The 17,046-nt window shown below is 72.4% G+C and carries 13 protein-coding genes and 1 tRNA gene; 13 read left to right on the top strand and 1 reads right to left on the bottom strand.

What is annotated here, in order from left to right:
- The first annotated feature begins 155 nt into the window (after positions 1-155).
- The 12 genes from ACTFTM_RS25135 (at position 156) to ACTFTM_RS25080 (ending at position 15,692) form a co-directional block, all read left to right on the top strand.
- Positions 156-1,322, top strand: coding sequence for an inositol-3-phosphate synthase (locus ACTFTM_RS25135; protein WP_449562910.1), 1,167 nt, complete (start codon positions 156-158; stop codon positions 1,320-1,322).
- Positions 1,306-2,262 (top strand): SCO3242 family prenyltransferase, encoded by a 957-nt coding sequence (locus tag ACTFTM_RS25130; protein WP_449562909.1) that lies wholly within the window; start codon positions 1,306-1,308, stop codon positions 2,260-2,262. The genes ACTFTM_RS25135 and ACTFTM_RS25130 overlap by 17 nt, the downstream gene beginning before the upstream one ends.
- Positions 2,259-3,224 carry a sugar phosphate isomerase/epimerase family protein gene (locus tag ACTFTM_RS25125; protein WP_449562908.1) on the top strand — a complete coding sequence of 322 codons (966 nt, stop codon included), beginning with the start codon at positions 2,259-2,261 and terminating at the stop codon, positions 3,222-3,224. The genes ACTFTM_RS25130 and ACTFTM_RS25125 overlap by 4 nt, the downstream gene beginning before the upstream one ends.
- A 20-nt stretch (positions 3,225-3,244) precedes the next feature.
- Positions 3,245-3,853, top strand: a complete 609-nt coding sequence (locus ACTFTM_RS25120; RefSeq protein WP_449562907.1) for an EboA domain-containing protein — start codon at positions 3,245-3,247, stop codon at positions 3,851-3,853.
- Position 3,854: 1 nt separating this feature from the next.
- Positions 3,855-4,712 (top strand): TatD family hydrolase, encoded by an 858-nt coding sequence (locus ACTFTM_RS25115; protein WP_449562906.1) that lies wholly within the window; start codon positions 3,855-3,857, stop codon positions 4,710-4,712.
- A complete protein-coding gene (eboE, locus tag ACTFTM_RS25110; protein ID WP_449562905.1) occupies positions 4,712-5,911 on the top strand; it encodes a metabolite traffic protein EboE in 1,200 nt (399 codons plus the stop codon). Before ACTFTM_RS25115 ends, eboE begins: the two co-directional genes overlap by 1 nt.
- Positions 5,908-7,323 (top strand): alkaline phosphatase family protein, encoded by a 1,416-nt coding sequence (locus ACTFTM_RS25105; RefSeq protein WP_449562904.1) that lies wholly within the window; start codon positions 5,908-5,910, stop codon positions 7,321-7,323. The genes eboE and ACTFTM_RS25105 overlap by 4 nt, the downstream gene beginning before the upstream one ends.
- Positions 7,320-8,387: a polyprenyl synthetase family protein gene (locus ACTFTM_RS25100; protein ID WP_449562903.1), complete on the top strand. Its 1,068-nt coding sequence runs from the start codon at positions 7,320-7,322 to the stop codon at positions 8,385-8,387. Before ACTFTM_RS25105 ends, ACTFTM_RS25100 begins: the two co-directional genes overlap by 4 nt.
- A gap of 217 nt (positions 8,388-8,604) precedes the next feature.
- Positions 8,605-11,460: a PQQ-dependent sugar dehydrogenase gene (locus ACTFTM_RS25095; RefSeq protein WP_449562902.1), complete on the top strand. Its 2,856-nt coding sequence runs from the start codon at positions 8,605-8,607 to the stop codon at positions 11,458-11,460.
- 62 nt (positions 11,461-11,522) lie between these two features.
- On the top strand, positions 11,523-13,637 hold the full coding sequence (locus tag ACTFTM_RS25090; RefSeq protein ID WP_449562901.1) for a ThuA domain-containing protein: 2,115 nt from the start codon (positions 11,523-11,525) through the stop codon (positions 13,635-13,637).
- 165 nt (positions 13,638-13,802) lie between these two features.
- The gene (locus ACTFTM_RS25085; protein WP_449562900.1) at positions 13,803-14,297 is read left to right on the top strand and encodes a sensor histidine kinase; all 495 of its coding nucleotides are present in this window, start codon (positions 13,803-13,805) and stop codon (positions 14,295-14,297) included.
- A gap of 387 nt (positions 14,298-14,684) precedes the next feature.
- Positions 14,685-15,692, top strand: coding sequence for a sugar phosphate isomerase/epimerase family protein (locus tag ACTFTM_RS25080; protein ID WP_433114716.1), 1,008 nt, complete (start codon positions 14,685-14,687; stop codon positions 15,690-15,692).
- Positions 15,693-15,978: 286 nt separating this feature from the next.
- Here the strand turns inward: ACTFTM_RS25080 and ACTFTM_RS25075 are convergent, their stop codons facing one another.
- Positions 15,979-16,377 (bottom strand): hypothetical protein, encoded by a 399-nt coding sequence (locus ACTFTM_RS25075; RefSeq protein ID WP_355051320.1) that lies wholly within the window; start codon positions 16,375-16,377, stop codon positions 15,979-15,981.
- A gap of 319 nt (positions 16,378-16,696) precedes the next feature.
- On the opposite strand from ACTFTM_RS25075, the gene ACTFTM_RS25070 reads away from it, so the two are divergent.
- Positions 16,697-16,769: transfer RNA gene (locus tag ACTFTM_RS25070), tRNA-Asn, on the top strand.
- Positions 16,770-17,046: the final 277 nt, after the last annotated feature.

Raw genomic sequence — 17,046 nt, 5'->3', positions numbered from 1 at the left:
CCGGGCCGGCGTCCCAGCGGTACGGGTCGGGCGGGCGGGGCCCATCCATCCGGCCCGAAACTTTTCCGAAACCGGGCCGTATCTTTCCGAAACATATTCTGATATTCCTATATTTAGCGGTACCGACGGTTCCTCGGAAATGGGGAAGGAGCACCATGCGAACAGGTGTCTGGCTGGTAGGAGCGCGCGGTTCCGTCGCGACCACCAGCATCGTCGGGGGGCTCGCGCTGCGGGCCGGCCTGGCCGGGCCCACCGGCTGTGTGACCGAGCTTCCCGAGCTGCGCGGCCCGGCCCTACCGGCCTTCGCCGATCTGGTGTTCGGCGGACACGACGTGGCCACCACCCCGCTGTCCAAGCGCGCCGAGGCGCTGGCCGACGCCGGTGTCATCCCCGGGCGGCTGGTCGCCGCGCTCCGCGACGAACTGGGCGTGGTCGAGCAGGAGTTGCGCCCCGCGCCGGTCGGCGACACCCAGGCCGACCGCGCCGCGGCCGTGGTCCGCGACCTGACCAGCTTCCGCGAGCGCCACGAACTGGACCGGGTGGTCGTGGTCAACGTCTCCGCCACCGAACCCACGCCCCGGCCGCACCCCGGGCACGCCGACCCGGCCGCGTTGCGCGCCGCCCTCGACGGCCCCGACGAGGTGCTGCCGCCCAGTTCCCTGTACGCGTACGCGGCGCTGCTGGCCGACTGCCCCTACGTCGACTTCACGCCGTCCACCGGCCTGCGGCTGCCGGCGCTCGCCGCGCTGGCGCAGGAGCGCCGCCTGCCGTACGCCGGGCACGACGGCAAGACCGGCGAGACCCTGGTCAAGTCGGTGCTCGCGCCGATGTTCGCGATGCGCAACCTCGCCGTACGCTCCTGGTCCGGCATGAACCTGCTCGGCGGCGGCGACGGCGCCACCCTCGCCGACCCGGCCGCCAACGCGGCCAAGGTGCAGAGCAAGCAACGCGTGCTGGGCGAGACGCTGGGGTACGTCCCGCAGGGCAACACCCGGATCGAGTACGTCGAGGAGCTGGGCGACTTCAAGACCGCCTGGGATCTGATCACGTTCGCCGGCTTCCTCGGCACCGGCATGCGGATGGAGTTCACCTGGCACGGCTGCGACTCGGCGCTGGCCGCGCCGCTGGTGCTCGACCTGGCCCGCCTCACCGCCGCCGCGCACGCCGCCGGGCACGTCGGGCCCCTGGCCGACCTGGGCTTCTTCTTCAAGGACCCGCTCGGCGCGCCGACCCACTCGCTGGCCCAGCAGTGGGCCCGGCTGACCGACTTCGCCCAGCGCCTGCACGCCGGCCCGGACGGTGCCCATGACCACGCTGGCTGACCTGGCCGAGCTGGTCCGCGCGCCGGCCGCGCTCTCGGTCCCCGGGGACGTCGTGGCAGGCGCGGCGGCGGCCGGCGCGCTGAGCCCGCGTACCCCCGCCCTGGCGGGCGCGTCGGTGCTGCTCTACTGGGCCGGCATGGCCGCCAACGACTGGGCCGACCGGCGGCTCGACGCCGTCGAACGTCCCGAACGGCCGATCCCCAGCGGCCGGGTCACCCCGACCGCCGCGCTGGGTCTCGCCGCCGGCCTCACCGCCGCGGGCGTGGGCCTGGCCGCCGCCGTGGGCGGTCGCCGCGCCGCCGCGCTCGCGGTGCCGCTGGCCGCCAGCATCTGGGGGTACGACCTGCTGGCCAAGAACACCGCAGCCGGTCCCGCCGTGATGGCCGCCTGCCGTGGGCTGGACGTGCTGCTGGGCGCGTCCGGTGGCCGGCTGACGCGGGCGCTGCCCTCGGCGGCCACCGTCGCGGCCCACACCTGGACGGTCACCGCGCTGTCCCGTCGCGAGGTCAGCGGCGCGGACGCGGCCCTGCCGATGCGTACCCTGGCCGGCACCGCCGTGGTCGCCGCGAGCGCCGCCGTCGCCGTCCCCGGCGTGCGCCGGACCGCCGACACGGACACCCACCGCACCGCCGACGTCGAAGCCGGGCCGGCCGACGAGCGGGCGGACACACGCGCGGGCCGAGCCTGGACCGGGATAGCCGCCGCGCTGCCCGCCGTGCTGGCCGGGTGGTACGCCGCCCGCTACGGCGCTGCCCAGGCCCAGGTGGTCCGGGATCCGTCGGCCGGAAAGGTCCGCGCGGCGGTCGGGGCCGGGATCACCGGCCTGCCCGCCCTCCAGGGAGCGCTCACCGCACGCGGTGGCGCCGGCCTGCTCGGGCTCGCCGTCGCGGCCGCCGCGCCGCTGGGCCGCCGGCTGGCCCGGAAGGTCTCCCCGACATGACCGTGCCCCAGCCCCGCCGCACCCAGCCCGACGTCACGCAGCCGGAGGCCACCCAGGCCGACGTGGTTCGGGCCGACGCGACGACGTTGCGCCTCGGGTACGGCACCAACGGCTTCGCCAACCACCGGCTCGACGACGCGCTCGCCGTCATCGCCGACCTGGGCTACGACGGTGTGGCGCTCACCCTGGACCACGATCACCTGGACCCGTTCGCGCCCGGCCTCAGCCGCCGGATCGCCGCGGTCGGCCGACGGCTGTCCGAGCTGGGCCTCGGGTTGGTGATCGAGACCGGGGCCCGCTACCTGCTGGACCCCTGGCACAAGCACGCCCCGACGCTGCTGCACGACGACCCCACCCGGCGGATCGAGTTCCTGCGCCGGGCGGTGCGGATCGGCGCCGACCTGGGCGCGGAGGCCGTCTCGTTCTGGGCCGGGGTACGACCGGAGACGGTGTCGCCGCAGTGCGCCTGGGACCGGCTCGTGTCCGGCTGCGCCACCGTGGTCGACGCCGCCGACAGCGCGGGCGTGACCCTCGGCTTCGAACCGGAGCCGGGGATGCTGGTGCAGGACATCGCCGACTGGCGTCGACTGCACGCGGCGCTCGGCGGGCCGGCCCGCCTCGGCATCACCCTCGACATCGGCCACTGCCGGTGCCTGGAGCCGTGGCCGGTGCCGCAGTGCGTCGCCGAGGTCGCCGAGCACCTGGTCAACGTGCAGATCGACGACATGCGCCGGGGCGTGCACGAGCACCTGGAGTTCGGCGCCGGCGAGATCGATTTCCCGCCGGTGCTGGCCGCCCTGGCCGATGCCGGTTACCGCGGCCTGGTGGCGGTGGAGCTACCTCGCGACTCGCACGCCGCGCCCGCCGTGGCCGCCCGGTCGATCGAGTTCCTGCGTGCCGCCGCACAGGGCGGCCGTACGGGAGACGAGGTGCCCACAGGCACACCTGGGGTGCCGGCGTAGCAGTAAGGGGAGGAGACGGGATGACACCGGATTCACTACGGGCCGCGCTTCGGGGCGTACCCGATCCCGATTGGCTGGACACGGCGCTGCGCCGGGTCGCGGCCGAGCCCGGCGCGATCACCCGGCTCTTTCCGGCCGCGGGCCGGCGCTGTGGTCGGGCCGCGCTGCCCGACGCGCCCGGCTGGACCGCCGACGACGCGGCCCGGGTGCTGCTGCTCACCAGCCTGCCCGGCGAGCACGCCGCGTACGCCGAGAGCCTCTACCGGCACGGCGACGCCGCCGAACGGCGGGCCGTGCTGCGGGCGCTGCCGCTGCTGCCGATCGGCGACGCCGGGGTGCCGCTGCTGCACGACGCGATCCGGACCAACGACACCCGGCTCGTCGCCGCCGCGCTCGGCCCGTACGCCCGGCACCTCGATGCGGCCGCCTGGCGGCAGGCGGTGCTCAAGTGCGTGTTCAGCGGGGTGCCCCTCGCCGCCGTGGCGGACCTGGACAGCCGGGCCGACGGTGAGTTGGCGGCGATGCTCGCCGCGCTCGCCGCCGAACGGCACGCCGCCGGCCGGGATCTGCCCGCCGACGCCACCGACCTGCTCCACCGGCTCACCGCCGCACTGCCCCGGGAGGCGTGACATGCGCATCTTCGACCCACACATCCACATGACCTCACGCACCACCGACGACTACGAACGGATGGCCGCCGCGGGCGTGCGCGCGGTGGTGGAGCCGGCGTTCTGGCTGGGTCAGCCGCGCACCAGCGCCGAGTCGTTCGTCGACTACTTCGACTCGCTGATCGGCTGGGAGCCGTTCCGCGCCGGGCAGTTCGGGGTGCGCCACTTCGCCACCATCGCGCTCAACCCGAAGGAGGCCAACGACCCGCGCTGCCGCCCGGTGCTCGACCTGCTGCCCCGCTACCTGGACAAGGACGGGGTCGTGGCGGTCGGCGAGATCGGGTACGACTCGATGACGCCCGAGGAGGACGAGGCGTTCGCCGCGCAGCTCGCCCTCGCCGTGGCGTACGACCTGCCGGCGCTGGTGCACACCCCGCACCGGGACAAGGCCCGGGGCTGCGAACGTACCCTCGCCGTGGTCGCCGAGTCCGGCATCGACGCGGGTCGCGTGGTGGTCGACCACCTCAACGAGGTGACCGTGAAGCTCGTCAAGGACAGCGGCTGCTGGATGGGTTTCTCCATCTACCCGGACACCAAGATGACGCCGTCGCGGATGGTCGAGCTGCTGCGCGAGTACGGCACCGAACGGATGCTGGTCAACTCGGCGGCCGACTGGGGACGCTCCGATCCGCTGCTGACCCGGGCCACCGCCGAGGCGATGGCCGAGGCCGGTTTCAGCGACGACGACGTCGACAAGGTGCTGTGGCGCAACCCGGTGGAGTTCTACGGGCAGTCGGGTCGGCTCGATCTCGGCGACGTGGCGGAGCCCGCCGCCGTGGACCCGCAGACCGGCAACTCGATCCTGCGCGGTGGTAGCTGATGCGGCTGCGACATCCCGGCGGTGAGACGGTCCACCTCGGCTACTGCACGAACGTGCACCCCGCCGAGGACCTGGCCGGCATCCTCGCCCAACTGGACACCTACGCCGTGCCGGTGCGTCAGGCGCTCGGCAGCGACCTGCTCGGGCTCGGCCTGTGGCTTGCCGCCCCGGTCGCCGCCGAACTGGCCGCCGACCCGGCGCTGCGCCGCCGGCTCCGCGCCGAGCTGGACGCGCGCGGTCTGGAGGTGGTCACGCTCAACGGCTTCCCGTACGCGGCCTTCCAGGCCCCGGTGGTGAAGCAGGACGTGTACCACCCGGACTGGACGACCGGGCAGCGACTGACGTACACCCTGGATCTGGCCCGGGTGCTCGCGGACCTGCTGCCCGACGACGCGGCCCGGGGCTCGATCTCCACCCTGCCGCTGGCCTGGCGGCGGCCCTGGGACACCGACCGGGCGGACGCCGCCCGCCGGCGGCTCGACCAGCTCGCGGCCGGCCTGGCTGACGTGCAGCGGGACACCGGCCGTGAGGTGCGGGTGGCGTTCGAGCCGGAGCCCGGTTGCGTGGTGGAGAGCACCGGGCAGGCCGCCGCGTTGCTGTCCGGCATGGACACCGACCGGATGGGCGTCTGCCTCGACCTCGCGCACCTGGCCTGCGCGTGGGAGGAGCCGGCGGCGGCGTTGGACCGGCTGCGGGCGGCGGGACTGCCGGTGGTGAAGGTGCAGGTCTCCGCAGCCGTCGAGGCGGCCGACCCGGCCGGCGGCGCCGACGCGCTGCGCCGCTGGGTGGAGCCGCGCTTCCTGCACCAGACCCGCGGCGCCGGCTGCGCGGGCGTGGCCGACCCGGCCGACGAGGCGTACGCCGCCGACGACCTCGACGAGGCGCTGGACCGGGAGCTTCCCGGCCCGTGGCGGGTGCACTACCACGTGCCCCTGCACGCCCCGCCCGAGGAGCCGCTCGGCTCGACCCTGCCGGTCCTCCGCGCGGCGCTGAGAGCGCTCTTCGAGGGGCCGGTAGCCGGCTGCGACCACCTCGACGTCGAGACGTACACCTGGGGTGTTCTGCCGGCCGCACGGCGGCCCGGCACCGACGCGGAGCTGGCCGCCGGCATCGCCGCCGAGTTGGCCTTCGCCCGCGACGAACTGGTCGGCCTCGGGCTGACCACAGACCGAACCGTGAGCATGGGGGTGACGCGATGAGCCGGCGACTGGTGGTCCTCGACGTGGTGGGGTTGACCCCGCGACTGCTGAAGCACATGCCTCGACTGCGCGGCGTCGCCGACGGTGGCTTCCGGGCCGAGCTGGGCACGGTGCTGCCGGCGGTGACCTGCTCGGTGCAGTCCACGTTCCTCACCGGCGAGCAGCCGAGCGGGCACGGCATCGTCGGCAACGGATGGTACTTCCGGGATCTGGGCGAGGTGCTGCTGTGGCGGCAGCACAACGCGCTGGTCGGCGGGGACAAGCTCTGGCACGCGGCCCGCCGGGCCGAGCCGGGCTACACCGTCGCCAACGTCTGCTGGTGGTACGCCATGGGCGCGGACGTCAACTGGACCGTCACGCCCCGCCCGGTGTACTACGCCGACGGCCGCAAGGAGCCGGACTGCTACACCGACCCGCCGGAGCTGCACGACGCGCTGACCGGGCGGCTGGGCACCTTCCCGCTGTTCACCTACTGGGGGCCGACGGCCGGGCTGCCGTCGTCGAAGTGGATCTGCCAGGCGGCCGAGCAGATCCTGGCCGACGTCTCACCCGACCTGACCCTGGTCTACGTTCCCCACCTGGACTACGACCTGCAACGGTACGGCCCCTCGTCGCCGCAGGCCGCCACGGCGGCGGCCGAGTTGGACGCCGTCCTCGGGCCGCTGCTGGACGCCGCCCGCGCCCGCGACGCCACCGTGGTGGTGCTCTCGGAGTACGGCATCACCGACGTGTCCCGGCCGGTCGACGTCAACCGGCTGCTGCGCAGCGAGGGGCTGCTGCGGGTGCACACCCAGGCCGGGATGGAGTACCTCGATCCGTGGACGTCGAAGGCGTTCGCCGTCGCCGACCACCAGGTCGCGCACGTCTACGTCAAGGACCCGGCCGACGTGCCGGCGGTGGCGAAGCTCTGCGCCGGGCTGCCCGGCGTGGCCGAGGTGCTCGACGCCGACGGCAAGGCCGCGCACGGGCTGGACCACCCGCGCGCCGGCGAGTTGGTGCTGGTGGCCGAGCCGGACTCCTGGTTCACCTACTACTACTGGCTCGACGACGCCAACGCGCCCGACTTCGCCCGGCTGGTCGAGATCCACCGCAAGCCCGGGTACGACCCCGCCGAGCTGTTCTTCGACCCGGCCAATCCCGGTGCCGCCAAGGCGCGCGCCGGGGTGGCACTGGCCCGCAAGAAGCTCGGCATGCGCTACCTGATGAGCGCCGTCGGCCTGGACGCCGGCGCCCGGGCGATCCGCGGCTCACACGGGCGGCTGCCCAGCGATCCGGCGGACGCTCCGGTGCTGCTCTGCTCCGACCCGTCGGCCGCCCGGGACCGGATCGCGGCCACCGAGGTCAAGGGGCTGTTACTGGAGCTGGCCGGGTTAGGCGCCGCCGGTGCGCAGGGTCCGGGAGATCGGACGTGACCCTCACCGTCGCGCCCACCGACACCAGCGGTCTGCGGGCGCGCTTCGACGCGGAGCTGGCCGCCTTCCTGGACCGGCAGGGCCCGGACTGGCCCGACGGCGCGCCCCGGGGGGTGTTCACCGCGCTGCAACGGTTCGTCCTGGCCGGCGGGAAGCGGCTGCGCCCGCTGTTCTGCTACTGGGGTTGGCGCGGCGCCGGGGCGGCCGACGCCACCCCGATCGTGGTGGCCGCGGCGGCGTTGGAACTGTTCCACGCGTTCGCGCTGATCCACGACGACATCCTGGACGGCAGTGACCGCCGCCGGGGCGAGCCGTCGGTGCACCGGCTCTTCGCCGACCTGCACGCCCGCTCGTCGTGGCGCGGCGACCCCGAGGCGTACGGACGCAACACCGCGCTGCTCTGCGGCGACCTCTGCGCGGCCTGGTCGGATCAGATGTTCCACGAGTGCGGGCTGGAGACCGAGCAGGTGCACCGGGGGTACGCGGTGTTCGCGCTGATGCGTACCGAGGTGATCGCGGGGGAGTACCTGGACCTGGTGTCCGGGGTGGGCGACGGTTCGGTGGCCAGCGCGCTCACCGTGATACGGATGAAGGCGGCCCGGTACACGGTCACCCGACCGTTGCAGATCGGCGCGGCGCTGGCGGGCGCCGGGCCGGAGCTGATCGCCGCTCTCGGCGAGTTCGGGGACCCGTTGGGGGATGCGTTCCAGCTCCGCGACGACGTGTTGGGCGTCTTCGGTGATCCGGCGGTCACCGGCAAGTCGATCCTGGACGACCTGCGCGAGGGCAAGCCCACGGTGATGATGGCGCTGGCCCGCAGCGCCGCGGACCGGTCGCAGACCGCGCGGCTGCGGGAGTTGTTCGGCAATCCGTCGCTGGACACCGACGGCGCGGCGGAGCTGCGCGAGATCATCGAGGCCACCGGCGCACGGGACCGGATCGAGCAGATGATCCGGGTACGCACCGAGGCCGCGCTGACCGCCCTGCGGAGCGCGGCGGTGAGCGCGGAGGCCCGGGCCGCGCTGGTCGCGTTGGCCGCGCAGGCCATCGACCGGCGCGCCTGACCCGCCGACTTTCGATCAAATCGACGAAAGTTCATGCTGTGCTACCGGAAGGTATGGACACATCGACACTTGCGACTTAGTGTCGGGGCCAACACAGCAATGTTTCGTCGAGGTGAACCGGCGGCGCGGTAACCCATCGACCCCCACCACCGCTACGGCATCCGGCGCGACGGCGCGCGCCCCGCCCTGGCCTCTTCGTCAGGAAGGGACAGCACAGATGTCCAACAAGGACAGACCCAACCAACGGTCCCGACGATGGTTCTCCGCCGGATCGGCCCTGCTCCTCGTGGCCGCGGCCGGCACGGTCACCCTCACCGCCAGCGCCACACCGGCGCAGGCGCACACGATCAACGCCAGCGACTTCCAACAGGTCGAACTCGCCCGTGGCGTAACCGACATGGGTGAGCCGATGTCGCTGGCCGTCCTGCCGGACCGCTCGGTCCTGCACACCGCCCGCAACGGCACCCTGCGGCGTACCGACGCGAACGGCACCACCTCGGTGATCGGCACGCTGTCGGTCTACAACCACGACGAGGAGGGCTTGCAGGGCGTCGGCGTCGACCCGAACTTCGCCAGCAACCGGCAGATCTTCCTCTACTACGCGCCGCCGCTGTCCACCCCCGCCGGCGACGCCCCCGCGACCGGCACCGACTTCTCGGCCTGGCAGGGAGTGAACCGCCTCTCCCGGTTCACCCTCAACAGCGACTTCACGGTCAACCAGGCCAGCAAGGTCGACGTCCTCGACGTACCGGCCGACCGCGGCCTGTGCTGCCACGTCGGCGGCGACATCGACTTCGACGCCGCCGGCAACCTCTACCTGTCCACCGGCGACGACACCAACCCGTTCGAGTCCGCCGGCTACTCGCCCCTGGACGAGCGGACCAGCCGCAACCCGGCGTACGACGCGCAGCGCAGCGCCGGCAACACCAACGACCTGCGGGGCAAGATCCTGCGGATCAAGGTGAACGCCAACGGGACGTACTCCATCCCGTCGGGCAACCTGTTCGCGCCCGGCACCGCCAAAACGCGGCCCGAGATCTACGCGATGGGCTTCCGCAACCCGTTCCGGATCAGCGTGGACAAGGGCACCGGGGTCGTCTACGTGGGTGACTACGGACCGGACGCCGGCTCCACCAGCTCCACCCGTGGCCCGTCCGGCCAGGTGGAGTTCAACCGGATCGCGGCCCCGGGCAACTACGGCTGGCCGTACTGCACGGGCACCAACACCAGCACCGAGACGTACAACGAGTGGGACTTCGCCACCAACACCGGCGGGGCTAAGTACAACTGCACCGGCGGGCCGACCAACAACTCGTTCCGCAACACCGGCCTGACCACCCTTCCGCCGGCCCAGCCGGCCTGGATCCGGTACGCCGGCGACGCCGGCACGCCGACCGAGTTCGGCGGCGGCTCCGAGTCGCCGATGGGCGGCCCGGTCTACCGGTACAACGCCTCGTCGACCTCCACCACGAAGTTCCCGCAGTCGTTCGACGGGCAGTTCTTCGCCACCGAGTTCGGCCGGGGCTGGATCAAGCCCATCCACGTCAACTCGGACGGCTCCCGGGGCACCATCGACACGTTCCCGTGGGTCGGCAAGCAGGTGATGGACTCGGCCTTCGGCCCGGACGGCTCGTACTACGTGCTCGACTACGGCACCGGCTACTTCAACGGCGACGCCAACTCGGCGCTCTACCGCTTCGACTACGTCGGTGGCGGCAACCGGGCGCCCAGCGCCGCCGCGAGCGCCAACAAGACGTCCGGCGCGGCCCCGCTGACCGTGACGTTCTCCTCGGCCGGCTCGTCCGACCCCGAGGGCGGGACGCTCACCTACTCGTGGAACTTCGGTGACGGCACCACCTCCACGGCGGCCAACCCGACGAAGACCTACAGCACCAACGGCACGTACACGGCCACGCTGACCGTGCGGGACCCGCAGGGCGCCACCGGCAGCGCCAGCGTGCAGATCAACGTCGGCAACACCGCGCCCACGGTGACCATCAACAACCCCGGCAACGGTCAGCTGTTCAGCTTCGGTGACACCGTGCCGTACAGCATCACCGTGACCGACCCGGAGGACGGCACGATCGACTGCACCAAGGTCAAGATGACCTACGTCCTCGGGCACGACCAGCACGGGCACCAGATCACCTCGAAGACCGGCTGCTCCGGCTCGATCACCATCCCGGTCGACGGCGAGCACGACGACGCGGCGAACATCTTCGCCATCTTCGACGCCGAGTACACCGACGCCGGTGGCCTGACCACGCACACCCAGCACACCCTGCCGCCGCGGCACCGCCAGGCCGAGTTCTTCGGCAGCTCGTCCGGAATCAACGTGTTCAGCAAGACCCCGGCCGAGGGCGGTAAGACCGTCGGCGACATCAACAACGGCGACTGGATCGCGTTCCAGCCGTACCGGCTCGGCAACGTCACCTCCTTCACCGCCCGGGTCTCCTCGGCGGGCAGCGGCGGCACCCTCCAGGTGCGGGCCGGGTCGGCCACCGGCACGGTGCTCGGCTCCGCGACCGTCCCGGTGACCGGCGGCTGGGAGACGTTCACCACCGTCACGGGGACGATCACCAACCCGCCGACCGGCACCACCACGCTCTACCTGACCTTCGCGGGTACGGGCACCGGCGCGCTCTACGACCTGGACGCGTTCACCTTCGTCACCGGCTCGGCCCCGACCGGCGGGACCGGCCCGATCAAGGGTCTGGGCGGCAAGTGCCTGGACGTGCGCAACGCCGCCACCGCCGACGGCACGCAGATCCAGATCTACACCTGCAACGGCAGCGCGGCCCAGACCTGGGCGGTCACGCCGAACTCCACCATCAAGTCGTTGGGCAAGTGTCTCGACGTCTCCGGCGCCGGCACCGCCGACGGCACCAAGATCCAGCTCTACACCTGCAACGGCACGGGGGCACAGAACTGGGCCGCACAGGCCGACGGCACGCTGCGCAACGTGGCGTCCGGCAAGTGCCTGGACGTCTCCGGCAGCAACTCCGCGGACAGCACCGTGGTGAACCTCTGGACCTGCACCGCCGCCGCGAACCAAAAGTGGACCCTGCCCTGAGCTGAGCGGAGGGGCTCCCACCGTCCCGGGAGCCCCTCCCCACCGTCCCGAAGGAGAGCGATATGCGCAGACTCCTGCGATCCGTTGTCGGTGTGAGCACCGCCGCCCTCGCCGTCATCGCCTGCACCACCCCGGCCACCCCGGCCAGCGCCGCCGACGCCCCGTACGACGTGCTGGTCTTCTCCAAGACCGCCGGCTTCCGGCACGACGCGATCCCGGTCGGCATCCAGACCATCCGTGATCTGGGCGCGGCCAACAACTTCACCGTCACCGCCACCGAGGACGCCGCCGCGTTCTCCACCAGCAACCTCGCCCAGTACGAGGCGGTCGTCTTCCTCAACACCACCGGCGACGTCCTCAACGCCACCCAGCAGACCGCCTTCGAGTCGTACATCGGCTCGGGCCGCGGGTACGTGGGCGTGCACGCCGCCGCCGACACCGAGTACGACTGGCCGTTCTACGGCAACCTGGTCGGCGCGTGGTTCGCCTCGCACCCGGCCATCCAGCAGGCCAACATGAAGGTGGAGGATCGGGGCCACGCCGCGACCGGCCACCTGCCGCAGACCTGGACCCGCACCGACGAGTGGTACAACTACCGCACCAACGCCCGGTCCACCGCGCACGTGCTGGCCACCCTGGACGAGTCGTCGTACTCCGGCGGTGGCATGGGCGCCGACCACCCGCTGAGCTGGTGCAAGAGCTACAACGGGGGCCGCTCCTTCTACACCGGCGCGGGGCACACCCAGGCGTCGTACGCGGAGCCGAACTTCCGGAACCACCTGCTCGGCGGCATCCGGTACGCCGCCGGCCGGAGCAAGGCCGACTGCCGGCCCGAGACCGGCTACACGCCGCTCTACAACGGCTCCACCACCGGCTGGTCGCAGGCCGGCCCGGGCAACTTCACCAACTCCGACGCCACCCTCACCTCCGTCGGCGGCATGGGCCTGTACTGGTACAGCGCGAAGCAGTTCACGAACTACTCGCTGAAGCTGGACTGGAAGCTGGCCGGCGACGACAACTCGGGCATCTTCATCGGCTTCCCGCCGTCGAGCGACCCGCAGTCGGCGATCAACAACGGCTACGAGGTCCAGATCGACGCCACCGACGCGGTCGACCGCACCACCGGCGCGGTCTACACGTACAAGGCCGCCGACATCGCGGCTCGGGACGCGGCGTTGAACGCGCCGGGGGAGTGGAACACCTACGAGCTGCTGGTCGAGGGTGAGCGTCTACAGATCTTCCTCAACGGGGTGAAGATCAACGACTTCACCAACACCGATCCGGTACGGTCGCTGGCCGGCCACATCGGCATCCAGAACCACGGCACGGGTGACGACGCCTACTTCCGCAACATCCGGATCAAGGAGCTGGGCGGCAGCAACCCGCCGACCGGCAACACCACGGTCCAGGCCGAGGCGTTCAGCTCGGCCAACGGCGTCAGCGCGTTCACCAAGGCCGGCGCGAACGGTGGCCAGACCCTCGGCTACGTCGACCCGGGCGACTGGGCCGCGTACAACGGCGTGAACCTGACCGGCGTCACCTCGTTCACCTCCCGGGTGGTCTCAGGCGGCGCGGGCGGCACCATCGCAGTCCGTACCGGCTCGGCCACCGGCCCGGTACTGGGCACGGCCACGGTTGCCAACACCGGTAGCTGGGACACGTACGCCAACGTCACCACGGCGCTGTCGAACGTCCCGTCCGGGACGCAGAACCTGTACCTCACGTTCAACGGCAGCGGCACCGGGCTCTTCGACGTGGACGACTTCACGCTCGTCAAGGGCACCGGAGGCACGAACGGGGTCGGCCCGGTCAAGGGCCTCGCCGGCAAGTGCCTCGACGTCCGCAACGGCGCGACCGCCGACGGCACCCAGATCCAGATCTACACCTGCAACGGCAGTACGGCGCAGACCTGGACCGTGACGCCGAACTCGACCATCAAGGCGCTCGGCAAGTGCCTCGACGTCAGCGGCGGCGCCACCGCCGACGGCACCAAGATCCAGCTCTGGACCTGCAACGGCACCGGCGCGCAGAACTGGGCGGCCCAGTCCGACGGCAGCCTGCGCAACACGTCCTCGAACAAGTGCCTCGACGTGTCCGGCAACAACTCCGCCGACAGCACCGTCGTGCACCTCTGGACCTGCAACGGCGCGGCCAACCAGAAGTGGACCCTGCCCTGACCCACCGAGCCCGCTGGGGCCGTCGGACATGACCGGCGGCCCCGGCGTACCACCTGATGACACCGCCGGCGCGGCGGTACCTCACCGCCGCCGCGCCGACGGCGTCCCGCGCGTCGGACCGATGCCGCGGACCGACCCTCAGCCGGCTGCCGTACCTTGACCGGCATGGGGCGTTACGCGCGGTGGCTCCGGATGGTCCAGGCGCAGGGCCACCGGCTGCACGACGCGCTGCGCCCGGCCGACGAGCCCGACCCGCTGACCGGGCCGGCGCCCAGCCTGAACCGCCTCGACGCGCTGGTGGAGGGCTTTGCCGCAGGCCAGCCCGTGCGCTGGAGCCTGGCCGGAGCGCCCCGGCCGCTGCCCGAGGCGGTGGACGTGGCGGCGTACCGGGTCATCGAAGAGGCCCTGACCAACGCGTGCCGGCACGCGCCGGGCGCGGCGGTCGCGGTCCGCCTGCGCTACGACGACGAGGGCATCACCATCGAGGTACGCGACGACGGCGCGCCACCGGCGGAGAGCCCGGCGCGGACCGGTGGCGGTCTGCTCGCGGTACGCCGTCGGGTCGAGCGGGTCGGCGGCACCCTGGACGCCGGCCCGAACCCCGGCGGCGGCTTCACCGTCCGGGCGGTCCTGCCGGCCCCCGAAGAGATGACCGGCTGACGATCCCGAGGGTTCGCTCGGGGGCTTTCGTGTTGCGACCGGGTGGCGTTTCGGGGCTTTCGCGATGCGGCCGGCTGACGATTCTCGGCTCTCGCGATGCGGCCGGGCGACTATCCTCGGCCCTCGCGATGCGGCCGGGGGACGATCCGGGGGCTTCGCGATGGGCCCGGCGGACGATCCGGGGGCTTTCGCGATGGGCTCGGCGGAAATAGGGTGGGGGCGGCGACCGTGACGGTGGCCGGTGACCCGGTGGGAGGCGCAACCCGCCGGGCTCAGGTGCGCGCGGCACCCACCGGCGTTCCGCCCCGGTGCCGCGTACCGGTCTGACCGGTCACCCTCGCCCCGGTCCGCACAACGGAATCCCCATCACATCAGGGGAGAAGGACAATGGCGCGACCCATCACGCTCTTCACCGGCCAGTGGGCCGACCTGCCGTTCGAAGAGGTCTGCCGGCTCGCCTCCGAGTGGGGCTACGACGGTCTGGAGATCGCCTGCTGGGGCGACCACTTCGAGGTCGACAAGGCGCTCGCCGACGACTCGTACATCGAGCGCAAGAAGGAGACCCTGGCCAAGCACAACCTCCAGGTCTTCACGATCTCCAACCACCTGGTCGGTCAGGCGGTCTGCGACCACCCGATCGACGAGCGGCACAAGGACATCCTGCCCGGCCGCATCTGGGGTGACGGGGAGCCCGAGGGCGTACGCCAGCGGGCCGCCGAGGAGATCAAGGACACCGCGCGGGCGGCCGCGAAGCTCGGTGTGAACACCGTCGTCGGCTTCACCGGCTCGTCCATCTGGCACACCCTCGCGATGTTCCCGCCGGTGCCGCCGTCGATGATCGAGCGCGGCTACCAGGACTTCGCCGACCGGTGGAACCCGATCCTCGACGTCTTCGACGAGGTGGGGGTGCGGTTCGCGCACGAGGTGCACCCCAGCGAGATCGCGTACGACTACTGGACGACGAAGCGGACGCTCGAGGCGATCGGCAACCGGCCCGCGTTCGGGCTCAACTGGGACCCGTCGCACTTCGTCTGGCAGGAGCTGGACCCGGTGAACTTCATCTTTGACTTCGCCGACCGCATCTACCACGTCGACTGCAAGGACGCGAAGGTGCGTACCGGCGACGGCCGTCGCGGCCGGCTCGCCTCGCACCTGCCCTGGGCCGACCTGCGCCGCGGCTGGGACTTCGTCTCCACCGGCCACGGCGACGTGCCCTGGGAGGACTGCTTCCGGGCGTTGAACGCGATCGGCTACGACGGCCCGATCTCGGTCGAGTGGGAGGACGCCGGCATGGACCGCCTGGTCGGCGCCCCCGAGGCACTGCAGTTCGTGCGCCGGCTCGCTTTCGACGCGCCGAGCGCCGCCTTCGACGCCGCGTTCAGCAGCAAGGACTGACGAGCCACCGCCCGGCCCCGACGACCACCGGGCCGGGCCAGGATCGGCCGGGCGGCCGGCTGGCCAGTCCGCCAGTTGTCTGGTCGCCCGGCCGGTTGGCTGGTCGCCGGGCTGGTTGGCTGGTCCGCCGTTCGGCAGGTCAGTTGTTGGGGGCTGGTCCGCTGGTCGGCCGGTCGGCTGCTGGTCCGCTGGTTGGCTGGTCCGCCGGTTGGTCAGTCGGAGCACGGTCTGGACAGAGCACGGGCCGGTCGCCTCGCGGCGGCCGGCCCGTCGACGTGCGGGTGGGTCAGAGCGTGCTTGCGTTGGTGCCCGAGCCGGACGGCTTGGTGCGGGGGGTGGTGGCCGACGGCGACCCGGAGGTCGTGCCGACCGGGCTGCTGCCCGCCTTGGCGCCCACGGTGGCGGGCGTGCCGGCGAACGCGTCGTCGGCGGCGGTCAGCTCCTGCTTGCCGGTGCTGCCGTTGCCCAGCTTCTCGCCCAGCTTGGTCTGGCCGAGCTTGTCCTTGCCCTCGCTGTAGAGCCGGTTGGCCTGAGCCTGCGCGACCCCGGCCGCCTCCTGGACGGTCGGGTGGTCGAGCACCTTGCGGCCCCGGACCACGAGCTCTTCGTACTTCTCCCGGCCGGCACGGGCGCCCAGGACGAATCCCGCAGCCAGCCCGCCAAGAAACATGATCTTTCCGCGCATGGCGGCTCCTTCCGTACCTGACGCGCCGTCGCCCCGTCGGGTCGCCCCGCCGGGCGCGACCAATTCGCGCCTGCGTCCTCTGTCCGCAGCTAACTACCCATCCTGCTCCCCGCTCAAGCATGCTTGTGCCGGGATGGCGATTTGCCCCGATTGCGATTCGCTTCGCGGCCGTGACCTGGGAATCTGGATCATGGCTGGATCAGGGTGGCTTGTGGGCGGGTTGCGTGTGGAACCCACTGGACCACCACCGGGGGATGTCCTGTACTCTTGTCCCCGTCGCACGGTGCCGGCGAGATCCGGTTCTCCGAGCGGTGCACGATCCCCTGTAGCTCAATTGGCAGAGCAGCCGGCTGTTAACCGGCAGGTTATTGGTTCGAGTCCAATCGGGGGAGCTTCTCCACCCAACGCCCGTCGGCCACCCGCCGACGGGCGTTCCCGTATCCCCACCCCTCGTCCCCGGCCCTCGGCGGTCCCGGCCCCCGACCCAGGCACGCCCGCACCTCGGCCCCTTCCCGCCCCCTGCCCCCCGCCCCCTGGCCCGCCCCTGGCCCCTGCCCCCCGCCCCCTGGCCCCTGGCCCCTGGCCCCTGGCCCCTGCCCCCCGCCCCCTGGCCCCTGGCCTTCGCGGTCCACCCCCGGGCCGCCGATCTTGCACTTGATGCGGTGGCAA

Source organism: Micromonospora sp. RB23 (genome assembly GCF_053585025.1).
The sequence above is the reverse complement of the archived record's forward strand: the minus strand, read 5'-3'. Positions and strand labels throughout refer to the sequence as shown.

Excerpts from the sequence above, each read along its gene's own strand:
- ACTFTM_RS25135 (WP_449562910.1), top strand. The coding sequence starts at position 156 with ATGCGAACAGGTGTCTGGCTGGTAGGAGCGCGCGGTTCCGTCGCGACC.
- ACTFTM_RS25130 (WP_449562909.1), top strand. The coding sequence starts at position 1,306 with ATGACCACGCTGGCTGACCTGGCCGAGCTGGTCCGCGCGCCGGCCGCG.
- ACTFTM_RS25125 (WP_449562908.1), top strand. The coding sequence starts at position 2,259 with ATGACCGTGCCCCAGCCCCGCCGCACCCAGCCCGACGTCACGCAGCCG.
- ACTFTM_RS25120 (WP_449562907.1), top strand. The coding sequence starts at position 3,245 with ATGACACCGGATTCACTACGGGCCGCGCTTCGGGGCGTACCCGATCCC.
- ACTFTM_RS25115 (WP_449562906.1), top strand. The coding sequence starts at position 3,855 with ATGCGCATCTTCGACCCACACATCCACATGACCTCACGCACCACCGAC.
- eboE (WP_449562905.1), top strand. The coding sequence starts at position 4,712 with ATGCGGCTGCGACATCCCGGCGGTGAGACGGTCCACCTCGGCTACTGC.
- ACTFTM_RS25105 (WP_449562904.1), top strand. The coding sequence starts at position 5,908 with ATGAGCCGGCGACTGGTGGTCCTCGACGTGGTGGGGTTGACCCCGCGA.
- ACTFTM_RS25095 (WP_449562902.1), top strand. The coding sequence starts at position 8,605 with ATGTCCAACAAGGACAGACCCAACCAACGGTCCCGACGATGGTTCTCC.
- ACTFTM_RS25090 (WP_449562901.1), top strand. The coding sequence starts at position 11,523 with ATGCGCAGACTCCTGCGATCCGTTGTCGGTGTGAGCACCGCCGCCCTC.
- ACTFTM_RS25085 (WP_449562900.1), top strand. The coding sequence starts at position 13,803 with ATGGGGCGTTACGCGCGGTGGCTCCGGATGGTCCAGGCGCAGGGCCAC.
- ACTFTM_RS25080 (WP_433114716.1), top strand. The coding sequence starts at position 14,685 with ATGGCGCGACCCATCACGCTCTTCACCGGCCAGTGGGCCGACCTGCCG.
- ACTFTM_RS25075 (WP_355051320.1), bottom strand. The coding sequence starts at position 16,377 with ATGCGCGGAAAGATCATGTTTCTTGGCGGGCTGGCTGCGGGATTCGTC.